Below are 17,931 nucleotides of genomic sequence, written 5' to 3' on the forward strand. Positions count from 1 at the left end.
CTATCCAAGAACATATCAATAGAGTATTCGTTTGAAAGATAAATAGCTATAATTTTATACCTGAGCACTTAAAAGAAACCAAATTAGATTTTTATAATTTTTCCAATTAGTTTAATATCTTCTCCATCAGTTACATCATATCATTTTAAGATAAATTTTAGTTACATTCTATTAAACCATTCATATTCTAAAATACTCATTTCCCCTGACTCCTTTTAAGATTTCAAGCTCGATAATTCTTCCCTAACTCTTCTCCTATTGAAAAATAATGTCTAAAATTATAAAATAACGGACTCCATTTTTGCGGATCAATATGGTTTTCCCCTTTTATTATCTCTTCATGCGCATGTACATGAACAACCTCGGTTTCAACAATTGCAAAGAAAGGATCATATTCTGGAATCCTAATTTGTTTTACGTTTGCTTCGATTTGTAGTGGGCATTCTTTAATGCGTTGTGGCTTTACTGACTGTGAATCCAATGGTGTAAAACCAGCCATTGTAAATTTATCTTTTTGATATGTATACCCCATTTCTTGTTTATAAACTGGGACATGTTCTACTCCAGTATAGGGTGCGATTTTTTCTACTTGTTTCCACTGCAATGCAGAAGGGAAATTAATAACACATTCTCTACTCCTTTCAAGATTTCCAACCGATTTCCCTCCCAAACCAATGCCTAAAATCATATATTTTCCTAATGCCCATGAAGAAGACATTGGACTGATATTTGTTGTCCCATCTTCATTTAATGTTGATAATAAATTGGCATTCCATAATATAAAATCTTGGGCTGTATCTCTTTGCATAATAGTTTACTTATTTCCGAATTCATATTATCACTCCTAATTTTGATTCTTTATCTGTATTGTAAAACATAAAAACTTCCATTATCATCGAAATATGGATGTAAAAAAGGAGTGAAGAGGATGAATGAAAATATAGCGAAAATCGCTTCCTTAATTAGTGATACATCACGAGCAACTATCTTGGTTCACCTTATGGATGGGCGCGCCCATCCCGCTACTGAATTAGCACATGTTGCAAAAATCAAACCACAAACAGCCAGTTTTCATCTCAATAAATTATATGAGGCACAAATTGTTGAAGTAGAAAAGCATGGCAGACATCGTTATTACAAATTGGCAAATCATGAGCTAGCAGAATCACTAGAAAAGCTATTATACATTGCCCCTTGCGAACCAATTCGATCTTTTAAACAAGCAAAAGAAAATAAAGAAATTCAATATGCAAGAACATGCTATGATCATTTAGCAGGAAAATTAGGAGTTGAAATTACAAATGCTTTATTAAATAAACAAATATTAACAAAAAAGGATACTGAATTTACAGTAACAAAAGTCGGTGAAGCATTTTTTTTAGATTTCGGTGTGAACTTAGAACGATTACACAATAAAAGACGTGCATTCTCCAGATGTTGTTTAGATTGGACCGAGAGACAACACCATATTGCAGGTGCACTGGGAAATGCAATTCTGGTACGAATGTTAGAACAAAATTGGATTACTAAGTTCGAACAATCAAGAGCGATACACATAACTTCATTAGGACAGCAAAAAATTTATGAAACTTTTTCTATAAAACTTTAGTTTTATAGATGAACAATTCTCATATTTATAGACTTATACATGAATTATTCGGCAAAGGAACTACAAAATTAATCTTTATTTCAATTTGGCATAGATAATGTATGTGCTTTTCATTCATATTAAAGGAGATTCTCAATACAAAAAATCTATCCATCATAAAACAAGACATGAGCCCCTTTTATACGGGGCTCATGTCTTGTTTTATATTTGACTAGATTGTAATCCCTGAATATAAGAGACAACTTCCGGATTTACAAGTGAAGATAAATCTCCCAATTCTCTCCCTAAGTAAGCTGCTTTAATTACTCGTCTCATTACTTTAGAATTGCGTGTTTTCGGTAAGTCTTCTACAACATGAATATCCTTTGGACATAACGCTTTTCCAATGTGAGAGTTTACTAAATTTAATAACTCTATCTTTAATTCATGTGTAAATATAGTTCCTTCACGTAAAACAATGAAGCAGTGACAAACTTCGCCTTTTACTTCATCTGGTACACCAATTGCTGCTGCTTCTATTACATCATGATGCTTTACAAGAATTGATTCGTATTCCGCTGGTCCAATACGCTTCCCGGCAATATTTAATGTATCATCAGAACGTCCTGTAATGATATATTGCTCTCCGTCATAGATTACCCAATCACCGTGCACCCACTTATTTTCAAAACGTGACCAATACGTATTAACGTAGCGCTCGTCATCTCCCCAGAAGCTTTTTGTCATTCCGACCCATGGTTTTTCTAAACATAATTCTCCAACTTCATCACGAATTGGATTACCTTGTTCATCTAATACAACAGCTGCCATTCCAGGTAAAGATGCATTGAAACTAATCGGTGCAATTGGTTTAACTAAAACGTTTCCAAAGATCCCACCAGAAATTTCTGTTCCACCTGAATAATTACAAATTGGCACCTTCCCTTTACCAACTGTTTCAAAAAGCCACATCCAAGGGTCAGGATTCCAAGGTTCACCTGTTGATGCAAAAACTTCTAAACTTGCTAGGGAATGTTTCTTTACATACTCATCACCTTTTGCCATCAATGCTCGAATTAATGTTGGTGAAATCCCAAGATGCGTAATTTGATATCGATCAACCGTTTTCCATAATCGATCTGCTTCCGGATAATCTGGAACACCTTCATACATTACCATTGTTGCACCATTAATAAGTGAACCAAATAATAAGAACGGTCCCATCATCCAGCCCATATCAGTAACCCATAATACACGATCACCTTGCTTAATATTCATACCAAACCCTGCGTCAAATGCAGCTTTTAAAGGAAATCCAGTATGTGTGTGTACAGTTCCTTTTGGTTTCCCAGTCGTCCCTGATGTATAAATGAGCATAAGCGGGTCATCACTTTTCATTTCTTCAGCGTGTATAAATGGTTTTTCCTTTTCGAGAATACTCCATGATAGGTCATAGTTATGAGGTGTAAAATCATTTCCAGCATGACGTACAATTACAACCTTCTCAACAGATGGACAATGTTCGCACGCTTTATCTACCTCATCTTTTAATGAAACGATTTTACCACGGCGCGAGAATCCATCCGCTGTAATAATCATTTTGGATCCTGCTGCCTGTACACGCGTCATGACTGCATCAGAAGCAAATCCTGAGAAAATCGGAGAAATAATCGCACCTATTTTCATTACTGCCAGCATGGCAACAACTGTTTCAGGAATCATTGGCATATAAATCGTTACGCGATCACCTTTCTCAATTCCGGAATGCTTTAGTCCATTTGCAACTCGGCTCACCCAGCTATCGAGCTCTTCATATGTAAATGATTTTGTTGTTCCGTTTTCCCCTTCGTACATGAGAGCAGGTTGTTGTTTTATTTCTTCATCTGCAAGCCAACGAGATAAAGCAGATTCTACTACATTACACGTTCCCTCAGTGTACCACTGAGCGAATGGTGTACCGTTTTCTAAATCTAATACTTCTGTATACGGCTTCATCCATTGATAGCCAACTGCACGTTCCGCTTCTCCCCAAAACCATCCAGTTTCTTCAATTGACTTGTTATAAAATGCTTCATAATCTTCATAGCCAAGCGATTTCATCCACCCATATAGACGTGTTTTATCTTTATATTCTTCTGTTGGAAACCAAACGGCTTGTTTCAATGTTTTCCCCTCCTCATTTTTCGAACAAGAAAGCCCTTAATAGGGCTTTTATACTGGATAAACTGGATGTTTTCGATCTGTAAACATTTGATATTTACTCATGTACATTTCGAAACGCTTCTTTAGTTCTTCACGTAAATCATTCGGATGAACAATACCATCAATCACCATTTCTGATGCTAGGCGATAAATATCGATATCTTTTTTATACTCTTCACGTTTTTCTGCAATGAAGCTTGCACGCTCTTCTTCTGGTAATGCTGCGATTTTATTCGCATATACGGCATTAACAGCAGCTTCTGGTCCCATTACAGCAATGGAAGCCGTTGGTAACGCTAAACAACAATCTGGTTCGAAAGCTGGGCCTGCCATTGCATATAGACCAGCACCATATGCTTTACGAACAACGATTGAAATTTTCGGTACTGTCGCTTCACTCATAGCAGAAATCATTTTCGCACCGTGACGAATAATACCAGCTCTCTCAACTTTCGTTCCAATCATAAATCCAGGTACATCCGCAAGGAATAATAATGGAATATGATATGCGTCACATAAATTAATAAACTTCGCTGCTTTATCAGCAGAATCGTGGAATAATACACCGCCTTTCATACGCGGTTGATTTGCAACAATACCAATAGACTTCCCATCAATTCGGCCTAATCCTGTAATAAGTTCTTGTGCAAATAATTTTTTCACTTCAAAGAAAGAACCTTCATCGATAATACGATTAATAAGATCTTTCATATTAAAAGGAGCATTTTGATTTTCTGGGATGATTTGTTCTAACGTTTTTTCGAACTGTTTTGGTTCTTGAGGCTTAGTCATAGGAGCATTTTCTTGATAGTTACTTGGAAAATATGAAATATATTGTCTTGCTTGAGCAATCGCATCTTCTTCTGTCTTACATAATACATCTCCGCATCCTGATACCGAGCAATGCATACGAGCGCCGCCCATTTCCTCTAGTGTTACTTTTTCACCAATAACCATTTCAGCCATACGCGGAGAACCTAAATACATAGAAGCATTTCCTTCAACCATCATGACAACGTCACAGAAAGCAGGAATATAAGCACCTCCAGCTGCAGAAGGACCAAACAATAAACAAATTTGTGGTACCTTACCTGATAGCTTCACCTGGTTATAAAAAATGCGTCCCGCACCGCGGCGCCCTGGGAACATTTCAACTTGGTCAGTAATACGAGCACCTGCAGAATCAACAAGATAAAAAAGTGGTACACGTAACTTTTCAGCTGTTTCTTGAATGCGTAAGATTTTTTCAACAGTTCGAGAACCCCAAGACCCTGCTTTAACTGTTGAATCATTTGCCATGACACATACAGTACGACCATGTATTTTACCAGTAGCAGTTACAACACCATCTGCCGGTAAGCCTGTTTGCTCACAATTAGCAAATAATGCATCTTCTACATATTCACCATTATCAAATAGAAGAGCTAAGCGATCTCGAACAAAGATTTTTCCTTTTGCTTTATTTTGTTCATGATATTTTGGTGCCCCACCTTGTTTAATTGTTTCAACACGTTCTTGAAATGCATTCGATTGTTGTTTTTGTTCTAGCACATTTACTCCCCCTTATACACTGGTTTACGTTTCTCCTGAAATGCTTGTAGTCCTTCTAATCGATCTTTCGTATGGATTACACCTTCATACGCCTGCTTTTCCATTTGTAATCCGGTATGCAAATCTACCTGTACCCCATTTGAGATTGCTTCTTTTGCTAATCGAATAGCAATTGGTCCATTACTCGCAATGCTTCTTGCAATTTCAATTGCTTTTTCTTCTAGTAAGTTAGCTGGTACCACAAACTCTACCATTCCATATTCCTTCGCCTCATGCGCTGAAATACGTCTTGCTGTATAAATTAATTCTTTTGCCCTGCCAACACCAATTAGTCTTGGGAGACGCTGCGTCCCACCAGCTCCTGGGATGATAGCTAGAGATGTTTCAGTGAGTCCAAGGCTTGCTGTTTCTGCCGCAATTCTAAAATCACACGCTAAACTTAACTCGGTACCACCACCAAGTGCAATTCCATTTATTGCAGCAATAACAGGTTGTGATAATTGCTCAACCATATCCATTGTAGAACGAATCATCCCAACTGCATGACGTACTTGCTCCTCATTCATATTGGCACGTTCTTTTAAATCAGCTCCGGCACAAAATGCTTTTTCACCATAGCCTGTTAAAATGACAACGCGAATATCGGCTTCTTCATTAATATGATTTAATGTAGATTGCAACTCTTCTAATAGTGCAAGAGATAATGAGTTTGCTTGCCGTTCGCGATTTAATGTTATTTTTACGATATGCGGTGTTACATAATCTACTGAAATATTTTGTAATTGTAGCATTTTATCACCTACTTATTGTTTTATGTTGCAATGCTTTATACACATGACTTGGCAATTGAATATTTAGCTTGCTTTGAATAAATTGACTAGCCTTTAATAAGTTTTCTTCATTTATATTTGTTTGTACGCCCATTTTGTGGAGCATATGTACTAAATCATCAGTCGCGACATTACCTGATGCCCCTGGTGCATACGGACAACCACCAAGCCCACCACAGGAACTATCAAATGTCGTAACACCGTATTCCAATGACTGAACGACGTTTGCAAGCGCCATCCCGTAGGTATTATGAAAATGCATCGCAAATTGAGAAGAATCATATTTTTTAAGTAAATGTTCCAATACTCGCTCTACTTGCAATGGATTTGCTACACCAATCGTGTCTCCCAACGAGACTTCATAAATACCATATGAGAAGAGTTGATTACATAACTCGTCTACAGCATCAATGCTCACATCCCCTTCATAAGGACAACCAAATACAGTAGAAACGTAACCTCTTACTCTTTTACCTGCAAACTCTGCTTGCTTTGTAATATCTTGGATGACAGATAATGCTTCTTTAATAGACTTATTAATATTGCTTTTATTATGTGATTCACTCGCTGATAAAAAAACATTCACCTCATCTACATTTTGCAAAAGAGCTCGTTCCAAACCATTTTGATTTGGAACAAGCGCAGCATATGTAATATCTAAATTCCGCTTTAACTCTGTAAATACATCACTCGCATCAGCTAAAGCAGGAACCCATTTCGGGTGAACAAAAGAGGAAACTTCAATATATGATAATCCAGCTTCTGAAAGTAATTGAATCCATTTCACTTTATCTTTTGTGCCAACAATTTTCTTTTCATTTTGCAAACCATCACGTGGTCCCACTTCTTTAATGACAGCAAAAGTAGGTAGCTTCAATACATTTCACCCCTTCTTCTCCCTATTCAATCTCTACCAATACATCTCCTTCATTAACAAAATCGCCCTCTTGCACATTTATTTTCATAACTGTCCCAGCTTCTTCTGAAACGATTGGAATTTCCATTTTCATAGATTCCAAAATGACGACATCCTGTTCTTCTTCTACTGTATCTCCTATTCCCACAACAATTTTCCAAACATTACCTGCCATCGATGCATATACTTTTGTCATCATTTTTCCCCCTTTAATATTCATAAACCTTATTTTTTTACAAGTTGTTTTGTTACAAAACCTGTTGTATAAATACCACTTTGGAACACTTCATCTTCTAGCACTTGCAATAGCATGGATGTATTTGTCTTAATGCCTTCTACTTTCAAGTTTTGAAGTGCATCCTGTAATTTTTCAATTGCTTCTTCACGCGTTTCACCATGAGCAATCACTTTTGCAATCATCGGATCGTAAAACGGTGTGATTGTAACATTATTTTCTAAAAAGTGATCAATCCGCACTGTTTCTGGTAACGTTAGGTCCGTAATCTTCCCAGGTGATGGGAAAAATGTTTTTGGATCTTCTGCATAAATACGTGCTTCAATGGCATGACCACTACGATTTATATCCTCCTGCGTAAAGGAAAGCTTTTCACCAGACGCAATGAGTAATTGTTGTTCAACAAGATCTAGACCAGTAATTTCTTCAGTAACAGGATGCTCCACTTGTAACCTGGTATTCATCTCTAAGAAATAGAAGTTTTTCTTATCATCCACAAGAAATTCAACCGTACCTGCATTTGTATAGCCAAGAGCTTTTGCTGCTTGTACAGCAACTTTCCCCATCGCTTTACGTGTTTCTTCATCTAAAAATGGAGACGGTGCTTCTTCAATTACTTTTTGATTCCGGCGTTGTACAGAGCATTCACGTTCCCATAAATAAACTGTATTGCCATGTGTATCAGCTAAAAGTTGAATTTCAATATGATGCGCATCTGCAATGTATCGCTCTAAGTACATCTCACCATTACCAAAAAAGTTTTGTGCACGCGTTTTATTGCTCTCGAATGCTTTGGTGAGCGTTTGCTCAGTTTCCATCAACTGCATTCCAATGCCCCCGCCGCCCGCGGATGCCTTCAGCATTAATGGATAACCAATTTGTTTTGCAATTTCAATCGCTTCTTCAGCAGTCTCAATATTCGTTGTGATTCCTGGTACAACTGGAACATTTGCTTCTTGCATTGCCAGACGTGACTCGATTTTACTTCCCATCTTAGCAATGATTTCTTCAGAAGGACCAATAAATACAATTCCTTCTTCTTTACAGCGAACCGCGAAGGAAGGATTTTCTGATAACAATCCATATCCTGGATGAATCGCTTCAGTATTTGTTTTCTTAGCAATTTCTATAATCTTTTCGAGATTTAAATAGCTCTCTTGGACACGTGGGCCACCAACCAAATAAGCCTCATTTGCTAGTTTTACATGAAGTGCATTTTCATCTGCCTCTGAATAAATAGCAACTGTACGAATTCCAAGTTTTTGACATGTTTTTATAATTCGAACTGCAATTTCGCCACGATTAGCGATTAATATTTTTTGAAACATAGTGAATCCTCCTTTTATCTACACCCTAAATGTCTTGCGATTACGAGACGTTGAATTTCAGAAGTTCCTTCACCAATTTCTAAAAGCTTCGCATCACGAATATGACGCTCTACTTCATATTCACGCATATAACCATATCCACCATGAATTTGCACTGCTTGATTCGCAATACGACTTGCTGCTTCAGATGCAAATAACTTTGCCATAGCCGCTTCTTTACCGAAAGGTTTATCATGATCCTTTAACCAAGCCGCTTTATGTACTAAATTACGCGCCAATTCCACTTCAGTAGCCATATCAGCCAGTTTAAATTGAATCGCTTGGAAATTAGAAATCGTTTTTCCGAATTGCTGACGCTCTTTTGCATATTGAAGTGCACGCTCAAAAGCAGACTGTGCAATTCCTACAGCTAATGCTGCAATTGAAATACGCCCTCCATCAAGTGTATATAAGAATTGTTTAAATCCTTTATTTACATCACCAAGAATATTCTCTTTCGGTACACGAACACCATCAAGTACGATTTCACAAGTATTAGAGGCACGAACACCCATCTTATCGTATGGACTTGAAATCGTTAATCCCTCACTTGTTGTCGGCACAATAAATGCAGAAATACGTTTTTTTCCATTTTCTTCGACACCATTGATAGCGGTTACAATGATTGTATTTGCATACTCTGCATTCGTAATCCAACACTTCTCACCGCTAATCACATATTCATCACCATCTAAAAATGCTTTTGTTTGTGTGCCACCTGCATCGGATCCAGCATTCGGTTCAGTTAAACCAAAAGCACCTAATGTTTTTCCAGATGCCATTGGAACTAAATACTTCTGCTTTTGTTCTTCTGTACCAAAGTAATAAATTGGAGAAGCACCTAATGAAATTGTTGCAGCATAACTTAAACCTGTACCGCCACAAGCACGGCCAATTTCTTCAACAGCTAACGCATACGATAGAGTATCGCCACCAGAACCTCCATACTCTTCTGGGAATTGGATTCCTAATAATCCTAGTTCGCCCATTTTTTGAAACGTTTCGTATGGAAATTCAGCTGTTTTATCATAATACACAGCTTTTGGTGCAATTTCCTTTTCAGCAAAGTCTCGTACCATTTCTTTAATCATTTGTTTTTCGCGAGTTAGAGTAAATTCCATTCCGCTACACACCCCTTATCGAATATTGAGTTTCGACAGCGTGCGAGTCTGTACTACAAACATTGCTTTTAAAAGACAAGAATAGTAGTTAGATAATTGCTATAATTCTGTCATAACTTAATTTTAAAACAGAATCTGTACTCATGCACAAAAAAATTCCTACATTGTTCTACAACAACATAGGAATAACAGTGTCGAATTATGTGGTTTTTTCTTTAATAATCTCTTCCTTTTCCGGAATCTGAAATTTCTACTAATGCTTCAGGGTACGGTTCAAAATATGTTTGTCGTAATAAATAGTGGTCTTCAAAACGTAAGACCCACGACTTTAAAACTACAAGTAAATTGCTAAGAGGTATTTTCTTATCTGCATATTTTTGAAGTAGCGTTAAAAAATACTCTTTTTCTTGCTTGTTTAGCTTATCTTTAAAGTATCCAAAAATGTGCTGACATACGTTTATATTCGATGTATAGCGAGGTGTTCGCATTAACAATTCATGCAAAATCTTCTCATAATTTTCAAAAACAACTTCAATTTTTTCCTTTTTCTGATTCGCGATAATACGCCCTAATTCTTTCTGTTTCACTTGATTATATGCCATAAATAAATATTTATAATCAGACTGAAAATTAATGAGATCTTTTAAGTCTCTATTATGTTTTAATGTTTTAAAATTAGCGATTGTAAACAGCCTCCTAAAGAAATGTTCGCGGATAATAAAATTCGACAATCTACCTTCTTCCTCTATTGCAATATGCGAAAATTTTTTTAATACAGCGCCACCAAACAAACCAGCACCCTTCTCTTTAACTGGTGATTTTTCATATCCTGTATAAATTTTCACATCTCTAGTTCCACAACTTGGAGAACGATTCTTTAAAATAAAACCATCAACATCTGGTAAAGAACATAAAAATTGATCAGAAAAACTTTGCATTTTCTCTGTTACATCTTCTTTTGTTGAAGGTTGTACAAGTTTGTGGATTCCGCTATCTTCAATAATTCGAATCGTTTCACGAGGGATTCCTAATCCAATTTCCACTTCAGGGCATACCGGAATAAATGTAACAAACGGCTGTAGATTTCGAATTGTCACATCATGAATCAAATCTCCATTATAACGGCAAGCACCAAATTCTAGACATTTACTTACAACAACTGTTGGTTTAGCAAATTGTCGCATTTTATTACCTCCGCGGCGTTAATCCATATAATATAAATTGTACTACGATGAGTATTCTAAGCAAGGTTAGTTTGTATTGTCTCTTTTTATTATGACTATATATCAGTGACATATCAGCGATAATTTATATCTATTTCATATAAGTGTTAGCAAGTTCGTTTGCAAACTTGTTAGCACTTTTTTATATTTCTTCTATTATAAGCTTCTCTCATCTTTACCTCTACGTTATATCAGATTAATTCTTGTTTCCCTGTTCAGATCTACTGAATACTATCAACTTGTGTTATAGAATCAACTCTATCCATTTCAAACCTCTGACTTGCGCAGCATCTTATAAGTTATGGTAGCGCAGATGGTAGATACCGAAACGAGCCACATTAGAAGTCATTGGTTGAGAGAGTTAGGATGACAAGAACATATTTCGTTAGCCGCTCTATTCCCTCCCGCCACGCAAAAAGAACACATTTCGTATCACAACGTCTTATTTAAACTGTATAAGCCTTCTTCAAAAGTTCAATAACTTCTTCTATTGTAAGACCAAAGGATTTGTAGTATGAAATGTCGCTAACCATTTGCTTTATGACCATTTCGTTGCGTATTCGCAGTATCTCATCGGATGAGAATTCTGCTACAAAGCACCCTTTACCCGTTATTGTATTTATCAAACCACATCGTTCGAGTTCTTCCCAAGCTTTCTTTACGGTGATGATACTAACACGAAGTTCCTTGGCTGCTTGTCGAATGGGTGGTAAACAATAGCCGCCTTCTAATTCGCCTTTCAAAATTTGGGCGCTGATTTGTTCGAAAAGCTGCTGATAAATTGGCTTTTCAGATGTGTTCGAAATTGCTATATTCATTGTATCTCCACTTGTAGGAATCGCTTATACGCAATTCGATAAGCAATCATGGTGAATAAACTAAATATCACGATTCCTGCGATCAGGATGGATATTTGAAGCGCCATATTGTCAGCACCGCTACCATTGAAAATGTCAGACACAAAAGAATTCTGGATTCCGAGCCATTGTGCAACTCCAGCAAAAACCATTGCGGCTGTAACGGATGCGAAGGTTGCTTCACCATATTTATACGCTGTCTTGTAATACATGGAAATAAAGATGATGTTGAAGATCGCGAGCATGACAAAACATAGTCCCCAGAAACCCATGTGCGGTGCGAAGAAATAGTAGGTTTGATTCGGATATAAGCGAATATTTAACATTCCAAAGATAATTGCACTAACAATATGCAATAATTCCAGAATGACAATAACGAACACCCTCGCCTTCACCATGTCTTTTCTGGTTACAGGCATCATAGTAGTAAATATCAAATCGTTCTGAGTTCTATATCCTGCAAACATAATCGGTATCGTTATCCAGCGAAAATACAGAATGACAATAAAATATAACCAACCGGGAACAAGCATTAATGCACCTATCAAAACAGGTAATACAAAAAACATGGGATTTAGGCCTAATTTTAAATCCTTCATCACTAAGTTATACATACATATCCTCCTTTTTTGAGAAGTAAATCATGATTTCTTCGAGACTCGGCGTGGTTGCTTTAATATCGGAGGAGGGATCGAAGTCTTTGGAGTGAATCAATCCCGTAAAGCCAAATGAATTTATTTTGTAGGAAATCAATTTTTCTTTCACCTGATTTAGCTGGTTTCCGTTACCATTTAGTAGGCGATATGAGGCAATAAATTCATCTTTCTCAGAACTGTTGATAATTTGACCGTTTTCGATAAAGGTAATAAAATCCGCGCATTTCTCCAAGTCGGATGTAATATGAGTAGAGAAAATAATGCTGATTTCGCCATCTATCACGAGCTCTTGAAAAATATCCAACAGATCATCTCTTGCGGCTGGATCGAGTCCGCTTGTCGGTTCGTCTAGGATGAGAAGCTTCGCCCCATGGGATAGGGCAAGGGCCAAACTGTACTTTACCTTCATCCCCGTCGACAATTCAACGATTTTTTTGTTTTCATCCAATTTAAATCTTCGTAAATAGTTGTAATAGGTTTCATCATCCCAATTCGTGTAGAACTTCTTAATCACATTGGTCAACATCTTCATTTTGCTTCGAGTATAAAAGTCAATGCCGCTAAATGTGTATCCGATTTCCTGTTTCAATTCAACCTCGTGTTCGGCAATGTTCTTGCCTAAAATGCGGACCTCGCCGCTATCAAGATTAATCATGTTCAAGATCGTTTTAATGGTGGTTGTTTTTCCTGCGCCATTGGCACCGATAAAGCCCATAATATAACCCTTTTCCAGTTGAAACGATACATCCTTTAACTCGAAATTTTGATATTTCTTATTTAAATTTCTAATGTCTAGTGCCAGCATACAGAACCTCCTTATTAATTGTGTATACCGTATATGCACAATATATGCCAGAGTACTTATTAAGATAACTATCAAATTTTCCAATATGCACCCATTTTTCATGCATCACAATATAAATTGTGTTGTTTTGCTGTTTCGCATAGTTCTACATGTACCAATCGCTTATTTGCTGCAGAACCTGCACCATACGCAATATAACGTGTATCCGCAATTTGAATTGTTTCGTCCCAATCAACTGCATAATGTACAAATGCATTACGCCAAGTACAAGACTCGTATTTTTGGATATTAATAGCTGGTGCTTCAGGTGTGGCTGTGGAATGTGCCACTACTCCTTCATATGCACCGTAACGATAAGGGATTTTAGATAAACCATCAATAATTAAAAGTCTATCAGCAAATGCACCCGTAACAAACGAAAATAAAATAAGTAACGTTGCAAAAACAGAAGTACATAGTTTCATTGTTTTCTCCATTACACATCACCTTCCCCCAGGATTTTTTGTTTGATATCTGATACATCTTTTGATAGTGAACCAAAGGCTTTTGCTTGTTCTTCGATGACTTGTTGGTTTTTCTCAATGACCTTTTGATATTGTGCTGCACGCTGTTCATTCTTTTTTTGCGTAGTAAAAAACATCCACACGAATAACGCTACAAATGCTCCTTGTTGAATCATTGAATTAAAAATTTGTTCCTCCATCGTTCTCATCTCCTTTGGAAAAATAAAAAGAGAGACACTTGTCCCTCTTTCGCAAAAATATATTTCTCTGATATCAAATTGTCCCTTTGATTATTAGGCTTAAAATCCCCATTACAACTGCACCAATAATAATTCGCAAAATCCAAGTTGTATTCATACTAATTTTCTTTAATTGCTTATTAATTGTCGCTATATCTTTTTCATTTATGGTGGTACGTGTTTCTAAATTTCGAATATCCTTCATTATCTCTGTTTGCTCTAACTTTAAGTAGTCTATTTTTCGTTCTAAATCTTCCACATTTTCACTTCTTTATTCCTAATAAATATGAAACATCTAAATATCTTATTCTAACAGTGGACAAAATGTTCTTTATCACATAAAAAAGAGCTCTTACTTATAATCTGGTCCAAAAATTTTAATACCCTCTCGTGCGAGTGCACGCATTTCTTCATCCAAACGATCCAATTCATTACGTTCTACTTCTGAATCCATTTCTGTATCGGATTTCACTTGATAGTATTCTTTACGTAGCTTAGCCATTTCCTTATCTACTTTATTGAACGCCTTCATTTCAGAAGCATTTGGCGCTTCTTCATCATTCTTTTACTATCAGCTTGAATCGCTTGTTGTTCGTCCGTGACGTTATAGTAATCTTCCGTTACTTTTCCGCCACCTTGACCATTTACAAAGAATGCTTTAAATTTAGCTGTTAAGCAACAAATTATTCTTCGGAATCCTGTTGAAAATGCAGAAATACCTAAAAAGGAAAAAAACCACCCGAATTTGGACAGAGGAAGAAGTAAAAAAATTTTTATTGCATTCTCAAGAATCACCTTATCATATTGGATTTGTTCTTACAATAACCACAGGATTTCGTTTAGGAGAGGTTCTAGGTTTACGATGGCAAGATGTTGATTTTGATAATCATACAGTAACTAGTAATCAGACATTAGGTAATGATAATAAATTGAAGTCAAGTGCTAAAACAAATTCATCAAAACGGACTATTCCTATTCCTAATGAAACAGTCGAAGAGTTAAGAAAACATAAAATCAAAATTAACAAGGATAAATTACGACTTGGTTCCGCTTATCGAGATTTAGATTTAATTAATTGCAATGATTTTGGAGAAATAGTAAAAAGGAATACATTTAGAGAAAATTTAGTTAAAGTAATCACAAGAGCTGATGTGAAAAAATTAAATTCCATGATTTAAGACATACTCACGCAACGCTATTATTAAAACAAGGGGTCAACCCTAAAATTATAAGCGAAAGATTAGGTCATACGGATATATCTATGACATTAAGAGTTTACTCTCATGTGTTATCCAACATGCAAGAAGAAGCCGTTAAAACTTTCGGAAAAAGTATCTTTGGATAGTCAATGTTTGCAAAATGTTTGCAAATACGAAAATCAAAACCCACAAACGTTGTTATAGCAACGTTTGTGGTGTTAGTCCATACAATATAAATTGAATCGTATTTTCAATCTCCACTTCATCGTCCCATTTTTCTTCAGGTAATAATAAAAATCGAGTTAAAATTAACCCCATTATAGCTGATAAAGTAAAGCGGATAACTGAAGGGATTGGCATTTCAATAATTTGTCCTTGTTCTTGAAAATGTACAATTAATTTTTTAAAGCGAGAAAAAAGTTCCTTCTCTACTAATTGTTGTATTTCATTTTTTAATTCTGGTTGAAACGGTACTTCTTGTATTAAAATTTTTAACATTGGAAAATGTTTTTTAGCAAATTCAAATCGATTTCGAATTGCTTTTCTTAAAAATTCTTTATACGTTTCATATGTATTCTCCAGTATTTCTTTTGCAAAAGCCTGTACAAAAAATGGAGCAGCAAACTTTGTTAATGTTGGCATGACAACCGCTAATAGTAAATCTTTTTTTGTTTTATAGTAGCGGAAGATTGTTCCCTCCGCTACACCAGCACGCTTTGCAATTTCACTCGTTGAAGTTGACGCATATCCTTTTTCTCCAAACATATCAACCGCCGCTTCTAATATACGCATTTGACGTTCATTACGTTTATCTGTGTCTGTAGCAGCAATTAATTCTTCCAGCCAATCTTTCTTCATTCGTAAAGCCCCTTTTTTATAAACATTATATTTTGCGATGTTTCTTCAAAGCAAATATATTCCCTACTGTAAATACTATCGCAAAAAGAAGTAACACACAAAGGTCTCCCGCAATTTCAGTAAATCCTTGATTACGAATCATCACTTGTTTCATTGCATCAGCACCATATGTTAGCGGAAATAACTTACCTAGCATTTGTAGCCACTTATTCATTGATTCCATTGGAAATAAACCTGAAAAGAAAATTTGCGGTACGATGACCAGTGGGATAAACTGAATCATTTGAAATTCGTTATTGGCGTATGCCGATAAAAAAGTACCTAGTGTTAACGCTGTTAGTGAAAGCATACATGTAATTAGTAATGTAAGCCACGGTGACCCTGCTACATATAAATCAAGAATATAGACAGAGAAACTTACAATGATAACAGACTGTAAAAACGCAAAAATACCAAATCCAATTATATAACCAACAACAATTTCCCAGCGGCGCACTGGAGTAGATAATAATCTTTCCAACGTCCCACTTAAACGTTCTCGTACAAAGGAAACTCCTGATAAAATAAAAACAAAGAAGAATGTAAAAAAGCCAATTAATACCGGTCCAAGTCCATCAAACATCGTAAAATCTGCGGAACCATGTAAAAAATCAATTTCTGGTTTCATACCGGGCATATCATTTTTTTCTGTGGCCTTTTGTAATGTCTGTAGCACTGCACGGTTTTTTGAAGAATCACTACCTTCTAGCAATATATTCGCTTTTCCATGTTCTAAAGCGATAATGGCATCTATTTGTTGATTTTTTAATTTAGAATACGCTTCATCTTTACTATACTCATAGATGGTAGCATCTTGCTTTTTCATTGATTCTACTATAGGTGCTGGAACATCTATTAATGCAATATGAGGAGTGTAATCCTTTTGTGTAAACACAAGCGATAATAACCAAAGGAGTAACATTGGCGCTCCAAACATCATCGCAAGTGACCGTTTTTCCCGAAGAAACTGACGAATAATCCGAATAATTACACCACCGACTCTCATGATTCAACCGCTCCTTCCAATAGAAAGACATCTTCAATCCGTCCTGATGAAGTTCGATCTTTTAAATCATTTGGAGTTCCTGTTGCAATTAACTTCCCATCTCTAATTAATCCAAGACGTTCACAAAATTCAGCTTCGTCCATAATATGTGTTGTCACAATAATCGTTGTTCCTTGCCCTTTGAGCTCATAAAATTTTTCCCAAATAGATTTACGAAGAACTGGATCAATTCCAACCGTTGGCTCATCTAAAATTAAAAGCTTTGGTTCATGTAAAAGTGCCATCGCTAGAGATAACCGCTTTTTCATCCCCCCTGAAAAGTGTTGTACTTGTTTTTCAGCATGCTCTGATAATTCAACTAATGTAAAAACTTCTTCAATTCTCTCCTTCTTATGTTTACCTTTCAATCCATACATTGTTGCGATAAAATCTGCATTTTCATAAGCTGATAATTCTTCATACAGCGCATCGGCTTGTGCCATATAACCTATTTGCTTCATGCCGTTTAAGTTTGGCATTTGTATCCCTAATGCTATTACATTCCCTACTGTTGATTCACTAATACCAGCAATCATTTTAATAAGCGTCGTTTTACCAGACCCGGATGGACCTACTAAACCAAAAATCTCTGTCTCTGCTACAGATAGTGAAATATTGTGCAGTACTTCTTTTTTTCCAAAACACTTTGATACATCTTGTAAAATGACTGAAGGTTGTTGCAATAAGATCTCCTCCT

At 36.2% G+C, this 17,931-nt stretch carries 17 protein-coding genes and 4 pseudogenes; 2 read left to right on the plus strand and 19 right to left on the minus strand.

The window, feature by feature from the left end:
* Positions 1-223: 223 nt before the first annotated feature.
* Positions 224-834: pseudogene (locus ORL93_RS04030) on the minus strand (flavin reductase family protein).
* Positions 835-928: 94 nt separating this feature from the next.
* Here ORL93_RS04030 and ORL93_RS04035 point away from each other — a divergent pair.
* Positions 929-1,609 carry an ArsR/SmtB family transcription factor gene (locus tag ORL93_RS04035; protein ID WP_018780490.1) on the plus strand — a complete coding sequence of 227 codons (681 nt, stop codon included), beginning with the start codon at positions 929-931 and terminating at the stop codon, positions 1,607-1,609.
* 201 nt (positions 1,610-1,810) lie between these two features.
* Here ORL93_RS04035 and ORL93_RS04040 read toward each other — a convergent pair whose 3' ends face one another.
* From ORL93_RS04040 to ORL93_RS31225, 15 genes and pseudogenes are all read right to left on the minus strand, one after another.
* Positions 1,811-3,751 (minus strand): AMP-binding protein, encoded by a 1,941-nt coding sequence (locus ORL93_RS04040; RefSeq protein ID WP_265958669.1) that lies wholly within the window; start codon positions 3,749-3,751, stop codon positions 1,811-1,813.
* A 48-nt stretch (positions 3,752-3,799) separates the two neighbouring features.
* Positions 3,800-5,341 (minus strand): acyl-CoA carboxylase subunit beta, encoded by a 1,542-nt coding sequence (locus ORL93_RS04045; protein ID WP_265958670.1) that lies wholly within the window; start codon positions 5,339-5,341, stop codon positions 3,800-3,802.
* Positions 5,342-5,343: 2 nt separating this feature from the next.
* On the minus strand, positions 5,344-6,132 hold the full coding sequence (locus tag ORL93_RS04050; RefSeq protein ID WP_018780487.1) for an enoyl-CoA hydratase: 789 nt from the start codon (positions 6,130-6,132) through the stop codon (positions 5,344-5,346).
* A 4-nt stretch (positions 6,133-6,136) separates the two neighbouring features.
* On the minus strand, positions 6,137-7,048 hold the full coding sequence (locus ORL93_RS04055) for a hydroxymethylglutaryl-CoA lyase (protein WP_265958671.1): 912 nt from the start codon (positions 7,046-7,048) through the stop codon (positions 6,137-6,139).
* A gap of 22 nt (positions 7,049-7,070) precedes the next feature.
* The gene (locus ORL93_RS04060) at positions 7,071-7,286 is read right to left on the minus strand and encodes an acetyl-CoA carboxylase biotin carboxyl carrier protein subunit (protein ID WP_003197789.1); all 216 of its coding nucleotides are present in this window, start codon (positions 7,284-7,286) and stop codon (positions 7,071-7,073) included.
* A 26-nt stretch (positions 7,287-7,312) separates the two neighbouring features.
* The gene (locus ORL93_RS04065) at positions 7,313-8,650 is read right to left on the minus strand and encodes an acetyl-CoA carboxylase biotin carboxylase subunit (RefSeq protein WP_018780486.1); all 1,338 of its coding nucleotides are present in this window, start codon (positions 8,648-8,650) and stop codon (positions 7,313-7,315) included.
* 14 nt (positions 8,651-8,664) lie between these two features.
* A complete protein-coding gene (locus tag ORL93_RS04070; protein ID WP_265958672.1) occupies positions 8,665-9,810 on the minus strand; it encodes an acyl-CoA dehydrogenase in 1,146 nt (381 codons plus the stop codon).
* A 215-nt stretch (positions 9,811-10,025) separates the two neighbouring features.
* On the minus strand, positions 10,026-10,994 hold the full coding sequence (locus tag ORL93_RS04075) for a YbgA family protein (RefSeq protein WP_265958673.1): 969 nt from the start codon (positions 10,992-10,994) through the stop codon (positions 10,026-10,028).
* 485 nt (positions 10,995-11,479) lie between these two features.
* A complete protein-coding gene (locus ORL93_RS04080; protein ID WP_018780482.1) occupies positions 11,480-11,851 on the minus strand; it encodes a GntR family transcriptional regulator in 372 nt (123 codons plus the stop codon).
* On the minus strand, positions 11,848-12,504 hold the full coding sequence (locus ORL93_RS04085; protein WP_265958674.1) for an ABC-2 transporter permease: 657 nt from the start codon (positions 12,502-12,504) through the stop codon (positions 11,848-11,850). Before ORL93_RS04085 ends, ORL93_RS04080 begins: the two co-directional genes overlap by 4 nt.
* Positions 12,497-13,351, minus strand: a complete 855-nt coding sequence (locus ORL93_RS04090) for an ABC transporter ATP-binding protein (protein ID WP_097793807.1) — start codon at positions 13,349-13,351, stop codon at positions 12,497-12,499. Before ORL93_RS04090 ends, ORL93_RS04085 begins: the two co-directional genes overlap by 8 nt.
* A gap of 128 nt (positions 13,352-13,479) precedes the next feature.
* Positions 13,480-13,827: pseudogene (locus ORL93_RS04095) on the minus strand (N-acetylmuramoyl-L-alanine amidase); the annotation flags it as partial.
* Positions 13,827-14,054, minus strand: a complete 228-nt coding sequence (locus ORL93_RS04100; protein WP_265958675.1) for a BhlA/UviB family holin-like peptide — start codon at positions 14,052-14,054, stop codon at positions 13,827-13,829. The pseudogene ORL93_RS04095 and the gene ORL93_RS04100, both read right to left, overlap by 1 nt.
* A gap of 73 nt (positions 14,055-14,127) precedes the next feature.
* Complete coding sequence (locus tag ORL93_RS04105; protein WP_265958676.1) at positions 14,128-14,352, minus strand: hemolysin XhlA family protein; 225 nt, start codon at positions 14,350-14,352, stop codon at positions 14,128-14,130.
* A 93-nt stretch (positions 14,353-14,445) separates the two neighbouring features.
* Positions 14,446-14,753, minus strand: a pseudogene (locus tag ORL93_RS31225) (hypothetical protein); the annotation flags it as partial.
* On the opposite strand from ORL93_RS31225, the pseudogene ORL93_RS31465 reads away from it, so the two are divergent.
* Positions 14,743-15,438: pseudogene (locus ORL93_RS31465) on the plus strand (site-specific integrase); the annotation flags it as partial. The pseudogenes ORL93_RS31225 and ORL93_RS31465 sit on opposite strands and share 11 nt — an antisense overlap.
* A 52-nt stretch (positions 15,439-15,490) precedes the next feature.
* Here ORL93_RS31465 and ORL93_RS04130 read toward each other — a convergent pair.
* Genes ORL93_RS04130 through ORL93_RS04140 form a run of 3 tightly spaced genes read right to left on the minus strand, consistent with a single transcriptional unit; the run spans position 15,491 to position 17,917 of the window.
* Positions 15,491-16,150 (minus strand): TetR/AcrR family transcriptional regulator, encoded by a 660-nt coding sequence (locus tag ORL93_RS04130; RefSeq protein ID WP_097793809.1) that lies wholly within the window; start codon positions 16,148-16,150, stop codon positions 15,491-15,493.
* A gap of 25 nt (positions 16,151-16,175) precedes the next feature.
* On the minus strand, positions 16,176-17,195 hold the full coding sequence (locus ORL93_RS04135; RefSeq protein WP_265958679.1) for an ABC transporter permease: 1,020 nt from the start codon (positions 17,193-17,195) through the stop codon (positions 16,176-16,178).
* The gene (locus ORL93_RS04140; protein WP_097793811.1) at positions 17,192-17,917 is read right to left on the minus strand and encodes an ABC transporter ATP-binding protein; all 726 of its coding nucleotides are present in this window, start codon (positions 17,915-17,917) and stop codon (positions 17,192-17,194) included. The genes ORL93_RS04135 and ORL93_RS04140 overlap by 4 nt, the downstream gene beginning before the upstream one ends.
* Positions 17,918-17,931: the final 14 nt, after the last annotated feature.

Source organism: Bacillus sp. DHT2 (assembly GCF_026241455.1).
Lineage (GTDB): Bacteria > Bacillota > Bacilli > Bacillales > Bacillaceae_G > Bacillus_A > Bacillus_A pseudomycoides.